Below are 13,381 nucleotides of genomic sequence, written 5' to 3' on the forward strand. Positions count from 1 at the left end.
TAGGAGATTTACTGGAGAATGAAGGAGCATCACCTTGAATTTAGTAGCATCATTCATTTTATTATCGAGAGAATGTAATGACTGATCTCGGTATTCTAAAATGTATAAGGAACTACTGCCCTAATTTTTTCTATCTTTAGTTCGTACTTCAGCAGATAATTTTAGGGAATTGAGGACTTTCCTGTTTTTGTTGGATGATTTTTCGTCTTTCCTGTGTTATAATAAGGAAGATTAAAATTGTAGAATAGTTAAAGGAGAAATTCCAATGGGACGTAAGTGGGCCAATATTGTAGCTAAGAAAACAGCTAAAGACGGCGCAAACTCAAAAGTTTATGCTAAATTCGGTGTAGAGATCTATGTAGCAGCGAAAAAAGGTGAACCAGATCCTGAGTTGAACACATCCCTTAAGTTCGTTATTGATCGTGCTAAGCAAGCGCAAGTGCCAAAGCATGTTATTGACAAGGCGATTGACAAGGCTAAGGGAAATACAGACGAGACCTTTACAGAAGGCCGTTATGAAGGCTTTGGGCCGAATGGTTCTATGTTGATCGTTGATACCTTGACTTCGAATGTTAACCGGACTGCGGCCAATGTCCGTGCAGCCTTTGGGAAAAATGGCGGAAACATGGGAGCTAGCGGCTCTGTATCTTATCTTTTTGATAATAAAGGCGTTATCGTTTTTGCTGGTGATGATGCAGACAGCATCTTTGAATTGCTTTTAGAAGCAGATGTAGATGTGGACGATGTAGAGGCTGAAGAAGGAAGTATCACAGTTTATACAGCACCAACTGACCTACATAAAGCAATTGTAGCTTTGCGTGAATCTGGCATCCAAGAATTCCAAGTGACAGAGCTTGAAATGATTCCTCAGTCTGAAGTGGAATTAACAGGAGAAGATTTAGAAACCTTCGAAAAATTGTATAGCGTCCTTGAAGACGATGAAGATGTCCAAAAAATCTACACCAACGTAGATGGATTCTAATTGAATAACATAAAAATACAGTCTGATTTAGTATAAGCTGCGTTCTAAGGCAGTTTCTAAATTAGACTGTATTTATTTTTAGTTAGTTAAGTGAAATTTTTTTAGGAATTGTTCCTGTTCCTCTTTGATAGCTTCTGTGGGATTTTTCACAGCAAGAATCATCTCAATCATTTCAGGATTGGCTTCGCGTACTAGCTGACTGAGAGCCCAGATGGCCGTAGCGATATGGATAGGATTTTGCCCTTTATCGATAAGTTCTAGCAGTTTGGGAATGGCAGAGCGATCATTGGCGTTGGCTAGAGCAATGATGGCATTGCGCTGCAGGATGTTTTTGCCCCGCCAGCTACCAGCTATATGGCCAAATTTCTCCTTGAACTGACCATTAGAAAGTTCCAAGAACGGCAGGAGCTCGGGGTGGGCCAGTTCAGGGTCAATCTCAGTTGCGAGCGGATTGTCTAAACCTTTATTATAGGGGCAGCAAATTTGGCAGATGTCGCAACCATAGATGACTGTCTTGATTTTTTTGCGAAATTCTAGGTCCATGATGCCCTTATCTTGGGTTTGAAAAGATAGGCAGCGCTTGGCGTTCATAGTCCCATCGCCAATGAGGCAGGAGGTAGGACAGGCTGTTACGCAGCGATTGCAGTCTCCGCAGTCATAGTCGACAGGCTGGTCAGGCTCAATGTCCAGATTGGTAATGAGCTCACCAAGAAACATATAAGAACCAAATTCCTTGGAGATGACCAAGCCGTTTTTGCCGATAAAGCCTATTCCTGCTCGCCGGGCTACAGCGGTGTCGACCAAGGCTCCTGTATCCACCATGCCTTTATATTCAAAGTCGGCAGTCAACTCCTCAATTCCCTTTGCAAGCCGATCTAGCTTGTCCTGTAGGACATAGTGGTAATCCAGTCCCCAGCTATTGGGAGTGAACTTTCCTCGTTTGTAAGCTGTTTTTTGTGGCTGTTGCTTGAGCTTGTGGGGGTAGGCGACTGCGATAGAGATGATGGTCTTGGCCGAGGCCAAACTCAGCTTGGGCTTGATTCGCTCCTCAATATTCTTGTGTTCAAAGCCTGAATTTCGCCCTTCTTCTACAGCCAAACGCAGCGACTTTTCCAGATAGTCAAAGTCATCCGCTGTCGTGAAGCCAATTTTAGAAATGCCAATTTCTTTTGATAATTTGATAATTTCTTCTTTGATATTCATTGCTATTATTATATCGAAATTATGAGAATTATGCGAGAAACTACTTCGTGAAAACCATGATTATTTAGCGAATTTGAGTGCAAGAAGAGTTAGGCAGTTAAGCGTGTAAATTGAGAAACGACAGCCTTTCAAGCCAATTGCTAAATGGATTATTTCTTGAAAGATATGGGGAAACATGCTATAATGAGAGGAAACATTTATAAACAGAACATAGCGAGTAAGGAATAAAATGGCTAATATTTTAAAAAAAATCATCGAAAATGATAAAGGTGAAATAAGAAAATTAGAAAAGATGGCGGACAAGGTCATGTCCTATGAAGACGAAATGGCAGCCTTGACCGATGAAGAATTGCAAGCAAAAACGGTTGAATTTAAGGAACGCTATGCAAATGGTGAAACGCTAGATCAACTTTTGTTTGAAGCATTTGCAGTTGTCCGCGAAGGAGCGAAGCGTGTCTTAGGTCTTTTCCCATATAAGGTTCAGATTATGGGGGGGATTGTCCTTCACCATGGTGATGTGCCAGAAATGCGTACGGGGGAAGGGAAAACCCTGACAGCGACTATGCCTGTTTACCTGAATGCCTTATCTGGTCAAGGAGTTCACGTTGTTACAGTCAATGAATACTTGTCAGAGCGTGATGCGACTGAGATGGGTGAACTTTATTCTTGGTTGGGACTTTCTGTTGGTATCAACCTAGCATCTAAGTCACCAATGGAAAAAAGAGAAGCTTATGCTTGTGATATCACCTACTCAACCAACTCTGAAATTGGTTTTGACTACCTGCGTGATAACATGGTGGTTCGGGCTGAAAATATGGTGCAGCGCCCGCTTAACTATGCCTTGGTTGACGAGGTGGATTCTATCTTGATTGACGAAGCGCGTACGCCATTGATCGTGTCAGGACCGACAGCTTCTGATACGAATCAGCTTTATTACAGAGCGGATAGCTTTGTGAAAACACTTCAAAAAGATGACTATATCATTGATATCCCATCTAAGACGATTGGTTTGTCAGATTCTGGTATTGACAAGGCTGAAAGTTACTTTAACTTAGAAAATCTATACGATCTTGAGAATGTTGCTTTAACTCACTTTATCGACAATGCCTTGCGTGCTAACTATATTATGACCTTAGATGTGGATTATGTCGTGAGCGAAAAGCAGGAAATCCTCATTGTTGACCAATTTACTGGACGTACAATGGAAGGTCGTCGTTTCTCTGATGGACTCCACCAAGCGATTGAAGCAAAAGAAGCTGTGCCTATCCAAGAAGAATCAAAGACATCTGCTTCGATTACCTACCAGAACCTTTTCCGTATGTATAAAAAGCTGTCAGGGATGACAGGGACTGGTAAAACAGAAGAAGAAGAATTCCGCGAAATTTATAATATCCGTGTAATTCCAATTCCAACTAACCGTCCGGTCCAACGTATTGACCATCCAGATCTGCTGTATCCTAGCTTGGAAGCGAAGTTTAAAGCAGTCGTAGAAGACGTCAAGGAACGCTACAAAACAGGTCAACCTGTCTTGGTCGGTACAGTATCGGTTGACACGAGTGACTATCTTTCTCAAAAATTAGTGGCTGCGGGAATTCCTCATGAAGTTCTGAACGCTAAAAACCACTATAAAGAAGCACAGATTATCATGAATGCTGGTCAGCGTGGAGCTATTACTATTGCGACCAACATGGCTGGACGTGGTACAGATATCAAGCTAGGTGAAGGTGTGCGTGAATTGGGTGGACTTTGTGTCATTGGTACAGAGCGCCATGAAAGCCGCCGGATTGATAACCAGCTTCGTGGACGTTCAGGTCGTCAAGGGGATCCAGGTGAATCACAATTCTACCTATCTCTAGAAGACGATTTGATGAAACGCTTCGGTTCAGAGCGTATTAAGGCCTTGCTAGACCGGATGAATCTGAGCGAAGAAGAGTCTGTCATCAAGTCTCGGATGCTAACGCGTCAGGTGGAAGCAGCCCAAAAACGGGTTGAAGGAAATAACTACGATACTCGGAAGCAAGTCCTCCAATATGACGATGTCATGCGCGAACAACGTGAAATCATCTATTCTCAACGCTATGATGTCATCACAGCAGATCGTGATTTGGCTCCAGAAATCCATGCTATGATCCGTCGGACGATTAATCGGATTGTGGATGGCAGCAGTCATTCAGATCATGATGAAAAGATAGAAGCGATTCTGAATTTTGCTAAATATAACCTTGTAGCAGAGGATTCTATCTCAGCTGATGATTTAGAAGGTAAATCAAATCAAGAGATCAAAGATTACTTGATGGAGCGAGCATCTGAAGTTTATGCCAATCAGGTTTCTAAACTCCGTGATGAAGAAGCAGTTCAAGAGTTCCAAAAAGTGCTGATTCTACGAGTTGTAGATAATAAATGGACAGATCATATCGACGCCTTGGATCAATTGCGTCAGGCTGTGGGACTTCGTGGCTATGCTCAGAACAATCCAGTTGTTGAATATCAGGCAGAAGGTTTCCGGATGTTTAATGATATGATCGGCTCTATCGAGTTTGATGTGACTCGTCTTATGATGAAAGCACAGATCCATGAGCAAGAACGTCCACGTACAGAGCACAGTATCAGCACGACAGCTACTCGAAACATTGCTGCCCAAAACCCAAATCTTCCAAAAAATGTTGATTTATCCTCTGTAAAAAGAAATGATTTATGTCCATGTGGTTCAGGTAAGAAATTTAAAAACTGTCATGGCCGCAAGAAGTAGTTTATAAGGAGAGAAGATGACCTTTAAAGCAACTAGTCAACCAATTAATGTAGCAGAAGTGCGTCAGCTTGCTAAGTTAGAAGGTTCTATTCTAGCTCATAAGCAAGAGCGAGATCGCCAACTAGAAGCCATTATCCGCGGTGAGGATGATCGCATCCTTTTGGTCATCGGTCCTTGCTCTTCAGACAATGAAGAAGCTGTCTTGGAATACGCTAAGCGTTTGGCAGCTCTTCAGGAAGAAGTCAAAGATCGGATCTTTATGGTCATGCGGGTCTACACTGCCAAGCCACGGACCAATGGCGATGGCTACAAGGGCTTGATTCACCAGCCTAATGCGACAGCGGCACCTAGCCTAATCAACGGTATTAAGGCGGTTCGCAATCTGCATTACCGCGTGATTTCAGAAACTGGAATGACGACGGCTGACGAGATGCTTTATCCAGAAAATCTTCCCCTAGTAGATGATTTGATTTCCTATATGGCGATCGGTGCTCGTTCTGTTGAAGATCAGCAGCACCGCTTTGTAGCCAGTGGAGCGGATTTTCCTACTGGTTTGAAAAATCCAACATCTGGAAATCTAAATGTCATGTTTAATGGCATTTATGCGGCTCAGAACAAACAGAGCTTCCTCTTTGCCAATCGGGAAGTAGAGACGAGTGGAAATCCTTTGGCTCATGCGATTCTGCGCGGTGCCATCAATGAATATGGGAAGAACATTCCGAACTACTATTATGATAATCTGCTGGACACAATCGCCCAGTATGAAGCAATGGGATTAGAAAATCCATTTATCATCATCGATACCAACCATGACAACTCTGGCAAGCAGTATTTGGAGCAAGTCCGTATTGTTCGTCAGACTTTGATCAATCGCGACTGGAATGATAAAATCAAGAAGGTTGTTCGTGGCTTTATGATTGAATCTTACTTGGAAGATGGCCGACAAAATGAACCAGAAGTCTTTGGCAAGTCTATCACAGATCCATGCCTAGGCTGGGACAAGACGGTCGAACTCGTCCATGAGATATACGACACACTAGGTAAATAATATGGCATTTATAGAAAAAGGTCAGGAAATTGATATCGAGCAGATCAAGTCTGCAACGATTTTGTCAGACCAAGCTCTGAAAAAGAAACATCAGCGTGATCAGGAATTAGCCGCCATCATCAAGGGAGAAGATCAACGCTTGCTCTTGGTTATCGGCCCCTGCTCGTCTGACAATGAAGAGGCGGTGCTGGAGTATGCTCGCCGGTTAGCCGACCTACAGCAGAAAGTGGCAGATAAGATTTTTATCGTCATGCGGGTCTATACCGCCAAGCCTCGGACCAATGGAGACGGCTACAAGGGGCTCGTTCACCAGCCAGATACTTCAAAAAGTCCAAGCTTGATCAATGGGTTAAAGGCGGTGCGCCAGCTTCATTACCGAGTCATTACTGAGACGGGCTTGACTACTGCTGATGAAATGCTCTATCCTTCTAATCTAGTGCTGGTAGATGATTTGGTCAGTTATCATGCCGTAGGTGCTCGCTCGGTTGAGGACCAAGAACATCGCTTTGTAGCTTCTGGAATTGATGCGCCGGTCGGTATGAAAAATCCAACATCTGGCAATCTTGGAGTCATGTTTAATGCCGTCTATGCTGCTCAAAATAAGCAAATCTTCCTTTATCATGGTCAGGAAGTAGAAACGTTAGGAAATCCTCTTGCGCATGTGATTTTGCGTGGTGCGTTAGATGAGTACGGTAAGAACAAGCCTAACTTCTATTACGAAAATCTTCTGGATGTGATCAAACGCTATGAAGAAATGAAACTATCTAATCCTTTTATCCTGATTGATACCAACCATGATAATTCTGGCAAGCAGTATTTGGAGCAGATCCGGATTATCCGTCAGACTCTGATCAACTGTGCTTGGAATGAGCAGATCAAGAAGGCGGTGCGTGGTTTCATGATTGAATCCTATTTGGAGGATGGCCGTCAGAATGAGCCAGAAGTCTTTGGTAAGTCCATTACCGATCCTTGCTTGGGCTGGGATAAGACAGAAGAACTCGTTCAGGAAATTTATGAAACCTTAGAAAAAGAAGCTTAAATAGAAAGGATTAGGAGACTTTGCTAGAAGTCTACTAATGAATATAGGCAAGCTCATACTCTACGAAAATCTAATTTTGATGATGTTAAACCTCTTTGATGCATTTCAGTGTCATTCTCATCGGTTTGCCTTGTCGAAATTAGATTTTCTTTCAATCTCCTTGGGAGAAGGACCTTGCTTTGTATTCCTGATAGAAGTATGATAAGAGGACATGGAATAGATATAGAAGAGATTTCCAGCATTGGTCGGGCCTACGAGAAGAATGAGCGCTTTGCTGAGAAAATCTTGACGGCTCAGGAGTTGGCTCGGTTCAGCTCCTTAAAGGGCAAGCGAAAGCTGGAATATTTGGCAGGTCGTTGGTCAGCCAAAGAAGCCTTTGCCAAGGCTTGGGGAACCGGTATTGGCCCTGTGACTTTTCAAGATTTGGAAATTTTAAATGATGATAAGGGGGCACCTTATTTTAGTAGGTCTCCCTTTGCTGGTTCGGTATGGCTATCAATCAGTCATGCCGGAAATCTAGTAACCGCTAGTGTGATTTTGGAGGAAGATAATGAAAGCTAGTCTACATAGACCCACTAAAGCAGTCATAGACCTGTCTGCTATTGCATTTAATATTGAGCAAATTGCGGCTCATATTCCCCAGTCGGTCCAGAAGTGGGCAGTAGTCAAGGCCAATGCTTATGGACATGGTGCGGTTCCTGTCTCTCAGCATATTCAGCCGCTTGTAGATGGTTTTTGTGTATCTAATATTGACGAAGCCCTCGAACTACGAGAAGCTGGCATTGCTAAATCCATTCTTATTTTGGGTGTTTCTTCATTGGAGGCTGTGCCTTTAGCGATCCAGCAGCAGATTACCCTGACAGTGGCTAGCCTAGCTTGGTTGGAGGAGCTCTTGAACCAGCAAGCTGATCTGACGGGCTTGACTGTTCATATAAAGATTGATTCAGGCATGGGACGCATTGGCTTCCGTGATAGTCAAGAAGCCCAGCAAGCAATTAGCCGCTTGCAAGCAGCAGGAGCTGTGGTAGAAGGAATTTTTACTCATTTTGCAACTGCAGATGAATTAGATACAAGTCATTTTGTAGCCCAATTAAATCGTTTTAAAGAGATTTTGAGTGAGTTAGCTTTCTTGCCGCCAGTTGTGCATGCTAGTAACTCTGCAACAACTCTTTGGCATAGTGAAACGATTATGAATGCTGTTCGGCTGGGCGATATTATTTACGGATTGAATCCTAGCGGACGAGTGCTGGACCTGCCTTATGAGGTCAAACCAGCTCTGAGCTTAGAATCTGCTCTGGTTCACGTCAAAGAAATTCAAGCGGGCGCCCATGTCGGCTATGGGGCGACCTATACCAGTGATAGCCAGCAAATCATTGGAACGATTCCTCTGGGTTATGCCGATGGCTGGACCCGCGACATGCAGGGCTTTGATGTCTTGATCGATGGTCAGCGCTGTCCTATTGTCGGTCGGGTTTCTATGGATCAAATCACGGTACGTCTGCCTCGAGTCTATCCTTTGGGAACGCAGGTGGTCTTGATTGGCCAGAGTGGCGCCGAGCTTATCACAGCAACGGATGTGGCAGAAAAGCGTGGTACGATTAACTATGAAGTGGTCTGCTTAATCAGCGATAGGGTACCGAGAGAGTATAAAAAGTAAAAGACAATCAAGAAGAAGGAAAGGAGACGGGATGAATCTGCATCAGGCTTTAACGGCCCTGCCAGGAGTGGGGCCAAAATCGGCTGAAAAATTTAAAAAACTAGGCCTTGAGAGCCTACAGGATCTCCTGCTCTATTTTCCTTTTCGCTATGAAGATTTTAAGAGTAAGAATGTCCTTGATTTAGAAGATGGAGAAAAGGCGGTCATTTCTGGGATCGTCGCGACTCCAGCTAATGTCCAGTACTATGGCTACAAGCGCAATCGCCTGCGTTTCACGATCAAGCAGGGAGAAGTCGCAATTGCAGTCAATTTTTTCAACCAGCCTTATCTGGCAGATAAGATCGAGCTGGGAGCAACGGTGGCTATTTTTGGTAAATGGGATAAGACCAAGGCTAGTCTGACGGGGATGAAGGTGTTAGCTCAGGTCGAAGACGACTTGCAGCCAGTTTATCGAGTTGCCCAAGGGATCAGTCAGGCCAGTCTAGTCAAGCTGATTAAGGTGGCCTTTGACCAAGGTTTGGATCGGTTGTTAGAGGAAAATCTTCCTCCTGTCCTTCTGGAGCGTTACCAGCTTTTGGAGCGCACTCAAGCTGTGCGTGCCATGCACTTTCCTAGGGATTTGGCGGAATATAAGCAGGCCCTGCGTCGAGTCAAGTTTGAAGAACTTTTTTATTTTCAGATGCAACTGCAGGTTTTGAAGCATGAGACCAAGGATGTCAGTCAGGGACTGGCTATTCCTTGGCAGGAAAAAATGCTGGCTCAAAAGAAGGATGCATTGCCATTTTCTTTGACGGAAGCTCAGGAGCGGAGTCTGGAAGAAATTCTCAGTGATTTGCAATCGCCTGCCCATATGAACCGCCTCCTGCAGGGAGATGTTGGTAGTGGTAAGACTGTGGTGGCTGGTTTGGCTATGTATGCCGCCTATACGGCAGGTTACCAGTCGGCTTTGATGGTTCCGACAGAAATCTTGGCTGAGCAGCATCTGGACAGCCTGGCTCAGCTCTTTCCTGAGCTGAATTTGGCCCTCCTGACTGGTGGCATGAAAGCCGCTGAACGCAGAGAGACTTTAGCTGCCATAGAGTCGGGGCAAGTAGATATGGTGGTCGGCACTCATGCCTTGATTCAGGAAGGGGTAGTTTATCATCGACTTGGCTTAGTCATCATTGATGAGCAGCATCGTTTTGGGGTGGACCAGCGTCGGATTTTGCGGGAAAAGGGAAATAATCCAGACGTTCTCATGATGACAGCCACGCCGATTCCTCGAACTTTGGCTATTACCGCTTTTGGCGATATGGACGTCTCCATCATTGACCAGATGCCGGCTGGCCGCAAGCCCATCATTACTCGCTGGGTCAAGCACGAGCAATTAGAAGTGGTTTTGGACTGGATGAAAAAAGAGCTGGCCAAGGGCGCCCAAGTCTACTTTATTTCTCCCTTGATTGAGGAATCGGAGGCTTTGGATTTAAAAAATGCGATTGCTCTAGAGGAAGAACTTAAGGCCTACTTTGCCAATCAGGCTCAGGTGGCTCTCCTTCACGGTCGTATGAAAAATGACGAAAAAGAAGCCATTATGCAGGATTTCAAGGATGGGAAAACGGATATTCTAGTGTCAACTACAGTTATTGAAGTCGGCGTCAATGTTCCGAATGCGACCATCATGGTTATCATGGATGCTGATCGCTTCGGACTCAGCCAGCTTCATCAGCTGCGGGGCCGAGTTGGTCGGGGAAATAAGCAATCGTATGCCGTTCTAGTTGCCAATCCCAAGACAGAGTCTGGCAAGAAACGGATGAAAATCATGACCGAGACAACAGATGGCTTCGTTCTGGCTGAGGAAGACCTCAAGATGCGTGGCTCTGGTGAAATTTTCGGTACCCGTCAGTCTGGTATTCCAGAGTTTCAGGTGGCGGACATCGTGGAGGATTATCCCATTCTGGAAGAAGCGCGCAAGGTAGCCAGTCAAATAGTCGCCAATCCTAGCTGGCGGCAGGATGCCAACTGGCACCTAGTATCCCTGCATCTAGAAAAACGCGATTATCTGGACTAGCTAGATAAAGTTTGGATTTATTTGTTTAAGCTTTCTGCAAGAAAATTCTAAGCCTTCCTTAAGCTTTGAGGTCTATAATAAAAGTATCAAAAGAAACGAGGTGGCAAAAATGAAAGTAGCAGTTAAAGTAACCTATAAAAAAGAATTCAAACAGATGCGCCGCGTGAACAAGACTTATGGAATCTAATAATTCCAAGTGAAAGATAAAAGAAGATACCTCCGGAAGAAATTCTGGAGGTATTTTGCTATTGAATCAAGGCTTTCTTGCAATTTATGTTATAATATAGAATAACTATGATAAAAGGAGCTCAATTATGTTTCCAGATGACAGTTTGACTTTACATACAGACTTATACCAAATCAATATGATGCAGGTTTATTTCAACGAAGGTATCCATAATAAGCGTGCTGTTTTTGAAGTCTATTTTCGCAAGAATCCTTTTAATAATGGCTATGCCGTTTTTGCGGGCTTAGAGAGGATTGTGGCTTATCTGAATGATTTGACATTCAGTCAGACGGATTTGGACTATTTAGCGTCTTTGGGCTATAATGGAGCTTTCTTAGAGTATTTACGCGATTTCAAGATGCAGCTGACCGTGCGTTCAGCTAAAGAAGGAGATTTGGTTTTTGCCAATGAGCCGATTGTTCAGGTCGAAGGACCGCTGGCTCAATGTCAGTTGGTGGAAACAGCGATTTTAAATATCGTGAATTTCCAAACCTTGATTGCGACCAAGGCAGCTCGCATCCGCTCTGTGATCGAAGATGAGCCGTTGATGGAGTTTGGTACCCGTCGTGCTCAGGAAATGGATGCGGCGATTTGGGGTACGCGGGCGGCCGTTATCGGTGGAGCCAATGGCACCAGCAATGTTCGAGCAGGTAAGCTCTTTGATATTCCCGTTCTGGGGACGCATGCCCATGCACTTGTGCAGGTTTATGGCAATGATTACGAGGCTTTCAAGGCTTATGCAAGTACTCATCGGGACTGTGTGTTCTTGGTAGACACCTATGATACCCTTCGGATTGGGGTTCCTACGGCCATCCGTGTAGCGCGTGAATTTGGGGATAAAATCAATTTCTTGGGCGTGCGGATCGATTCTGGAGACCTAGCCTATATTTCCAAAAAAGTTCGTCAGCAGTTAGATGAAGCGGGCTTCCCAAATGCTAAAATCTACGCTTCCAATGATTTGGATGAGAATACCATCCTCAACTTAAAAATGCAAAAGGCTAAGATTGATGTCTGGGGTGTGGGAACCAAGCTCATTACAGCCTACGACCAGCCGGCTTTAGGAGCAGTTTATAAGATTGTTGCTATTGAAGATGAGAATGGAGAATTGCGCAATACCATCAAGCTGTCCAATAATGCCGAAAAAGTTTCTACTCCAGGTAAGAAGCAGGTTTGGCGGATTACCAGCCGTGAAAAAGGCAAGTCTGAGGGCGACTACATCACTTATGATGGTGTGGATGTCAATCATCAGGAAGAGCTCGAAATGTTCCATCCGACTTATACTTATATCAATAAAACAGTCAAGAATTTTGATGCGGTGCCGCTCTTAGTAGATATTTATAAAGAAGGTCAGCTCGTTTACGAGTTGCCGAGTCTATCTGAAATTCAGGACTATGCCCGCCAAGAATTTGACAAACTCTGGGACGAATACAAGCGGGTCCTCAATCCGCAAGATTATCCAGTTGACTTGGCGCGTGATATTTGGCAGGACAAGATGGACTTTATTGACCAGATGCGCAAGAAAGCCTACCAGACAGGAGCAGAAAAATGAGCCTACAAGAAGAAATCATCGCTCAACTGGGCGTCAAACCAATCATTGACCCAAAGGAAGAAATTCGCAAGTCGGTGGACTTTCTCAAGGCCTATCTGAGAAAGCACCCTTTTTTGAAAAGCTATGTTCTGGGAATTTCTGGCGGTCAGGACTCAACCTTGGCTGGTCGTTTAGCCCAGATAGCCGTAGAAGAAATGCGGGCAGAGACAGGAGATGAGAGCTATCGTTTTATCGCTGTCCGCCTGCCTTACGGCATTCAAGCGGATGAAGACGATGCCCAAAAAGCTCTAGCTTTTATCCAGCCTGATGTCAGTCTGACAGTCAATATCAAGGAATCTGCTGATGCCATGACAAAGGCTGTAGAAGCAACGGGTGCCAAAGTCTCTGATTTTAACAAGGGCAATATCAAGGCCCGCAGCCGCATGATTGCCCAGTATGCTTTGGCTGGTTCATATAGTGGGGCTGTCATTGGGACCGACCACGCAGCAGAAAATGTTACGGCCTTTTTCACCAAGTTCGGAGATGGCGGAGCAGATATCTTACCACTTTACCGTCTCAACAAGCGGCAAGGCAAGCAACTTTTGGCTGCCTTAGGAGCGGATCCGGCTCTCTATGAAAAGGTGCCGACGGCTGATTTGGAAGAAGAAAAACCGGGGATTGCGGATGAAGTCGCTCTGGGCGTGACCTATAATGAAATTGACGACTATCTCGAAGGCAAGTCCGTTTCACCCCAAGCCCAAGAAACGATCGAGTCTTGGTGGCATAAAGGTCAGCACAAACGCCATTTGCCGATTACGATTTTTGATGAATTTTGGAAGTGAAAATCTCGATCGAAACTTTTTAGTCTGAGCCAAGAAATGAGGAAGCAATGAAAAAGTTAG

The 13,381-nt window shown here is 44.5% G+C and carries 10 protein-coding genes; 9 read left to right on the forward strand and 1 reads right to left on the reverse strand.

Annotation, left to right across the window (positions count from 1 at the left end):
- The first annotated feature begins 265 nt into the window (after positions 1 to 265).
- Positions 266 to 982, forward strand: coding sequence for a YebC/PmpR family DNA-binding transcriptional regulator (locus tag HMPREF9960_RS06965; RefSeq protein WP_005591076.1), 717 nt, complete (start codon positions 266 to 268; stop codon positions 980 to 982).
- A 78-nt stretch (positions 983 to 1,060) separates the two neighbouring features.
- Here the strand turns inward: HMPREF9960_RS06965 and queG are convergent, their stop codons facing one another.
- Complete coding sequence (gene queG / locus HMPREF9960_RS06970) at positions 1,061 to 2,185, reverse strand: tRNA epoxyqueuosine(34) reductase QueG (protein WP_005591074.1); 1,125 nt, start codon at positions 2,183 to 2,185, stop codon at positions 1,061 to 1,063.
- A 229-nt stretch (positions 2,186 to 2,414) separates the two neighbouring features.
- Between queG and secA the strand changes: the two genes are divergently transcribed.
- From secA to nadE, 8 genes are all read left to right on the forward strand, one after another.
- Positions 2,415 to 4,934, forward strand: a complete 2,520-nt coding sequence (gene secA / locus HMPREF9960_RS06975; protein ID WP_005591073.1) for a preprotein translocase subunit SecA — start codon at positions 2,415 to 2,417, stop codon at positions 4,932 to 4,934.
- A gap of 16 nt (positions 4,935 to 4,950) precedes the next feature.
- Complete coding sequence (locus tag HMPREF9960_RS06980) at positions 4,951 to 5,982, forward strand: 3-deoxy-7-phosphoheptulonate synthase (RefSeq protein WP_005591072.1); 1,032 nt, start codon at positions 4,951 to 4,953, stop codon at positions 5,980 to 5,982.
- Position 5,983: 1 nt separating this feature from the next.
- Positions 5,984 to 7,021, forward strand: a complete 1,038-nt coding sequence (locus HMPREF9960_RS06985; protein WP_005591071.1) for a 3-deoxy-7-phosphoheptulonate synthase — start codon at positions 5,984 to 5,986, stop codon at positions 7,019 to 7,021.
- A 198-nt stretch (positions 7,022 to 7,219) separates the two neighbouring features.
- On the forward strand, positions 7,220 to 7,582 hold the full coding sequence (gene acpS / locus HMPREF9960_RS06990; protein ID WP_037586297.1) for a holo-ACP synthase: 363 nt from the start codon (positions 7,220 to 7,222) through the stop codon (positions 7,580 to 7,582).
- On the forward strand, positions 7,572 to 8,678 hold the full coding sequence (gene alr, locus HMPREF9960_RS06995) for an alanine racemase (protein ID WP_005591069.1): 1,107 nt from the start codon (positions 7,572 to 7,574) through the stop codon (positions 8,676 to 8,678). Before acpS ends, alr begins: the two co-directional genes overlap by 11 nt.
- 31 nt (positions 8,679 to 8,709) lie before the next feature.
- Complete coding sequence (recG, locus tag HMPREF9960_RS07000; RefSeq protein WP_005591068.1) at positions 8,710 to 10,725, forward strand: ATP-dependent DNA helicase RecG; 2,016 nt, start codon at positions 8,710 to 8,712, stop codon at positions 10,723 to 10,725.
- Positions 10,726 to 11,039: 314 nt separating this feature from the next.
- Positions 11,040 to 12,500 (forward strand): nicotinate phosphoribosyltransferase, encoded by a 1,461-nt coding sequence (locus tag HMPREF9960_RS07005; protein WP_005591066.1) that lies wholly within the window; start codon positions 11,040 to 11,042, stop codon positions 12,498 to 12,500.
- Complete coding sequence (gene nadE / locus HMPREF9960_RS07010; RefSeq protein ID WP_005591064.1) at positions 12,497 to 13,321, forward strand: NAD(+) synthase; 825 nt, start codon at positions 12,497 to 12,499, stop codon at positions 13,319 to 13,321. Before HMPREF9960_RS07005 ends, nadE begins: the two co-directional genes overlap by 4 nt.
- Positions 13,322 to 13,381: the final 60 nt, after the last annotated feature.

Source organism: Streptococcus cristatus ATCC 51100 (genome assembly GCF_000222765.1).
Taxonomy (GTDB): domain Bacteria; phylum Bacillota; class Bacilli; order Lactobacillales; family Streptococcaceae; genus Streptococcus; species Streptococcus cristatus.

Bases quoted from the DNA above. Each gene is read 5' to 3' on its own strand.
- nadE (WP_005591064.1), top strand. From the start codon at position 12,497: ATGAGCCTACAAGAAGAAATCATCGCTCAACTGGGCGTCAAACCAATC.
- queG (WP_005591074.1), bottom strand. From the start codon at position 2,185: ATGAATATCAAAGAAGAAATTATCAAATTATCAAAAGAAATTGGCATT.
- HMPREF9960_RS06985 (WP_005591071.1), top strand. From the start codon at position 5,984: ATGGCATTTATAGAAAAAGGTCAGGAAATTGATATCGAGCAGATCAAG.
- alr (WP_005591069.1), top strand. From the start codon at position 7,572: ATGAAAGCTAGTCTACATAGACCCACTAAAGCAGTCATAGACCTGTCT.
- secA (WP_005591073.1), top strand. From the start codon at position 2,415: ATGGCTAATATTTTAAAAAAAATCATCGAAAATGATAAAGGTGAAATA.
- HMPREF9960_RS06965 (WP_005591076.1), top strand. From the start codon at position 266: ATGGGACGTAAGTGGGCCAATATTGTAGCTAAGAAAACAGCTAAAGAC.
- HMPREF9960_RS07005 (WP_005591066.1), top strand. From the start codon at position 11,040: ATGTTTCCAGATGACAGTTTGACTTTACATACAGACTTATACCAAATC.
- HMPREF9960_RS06980 (WP_005591072.1), top strand. From the start codon at position 4,951: ATGACCTTTAAAGCAACTAGTCAACCAATTAATGTAGCAGAAGTGCGT.
- recG (WP_005591068.1), top strand. From the start codon at position 8,710: ATGAATCTGCATCAGGCTTTAACGGCCCTGCCAGGAGTGGGGCCAAAA.
- acpS (WP_037586297.1), top strand. From the start codon at position 7,220: ATGATAAGAGGACATGGAATAGATATAGAAGAGATTTCCAGCATTGGT.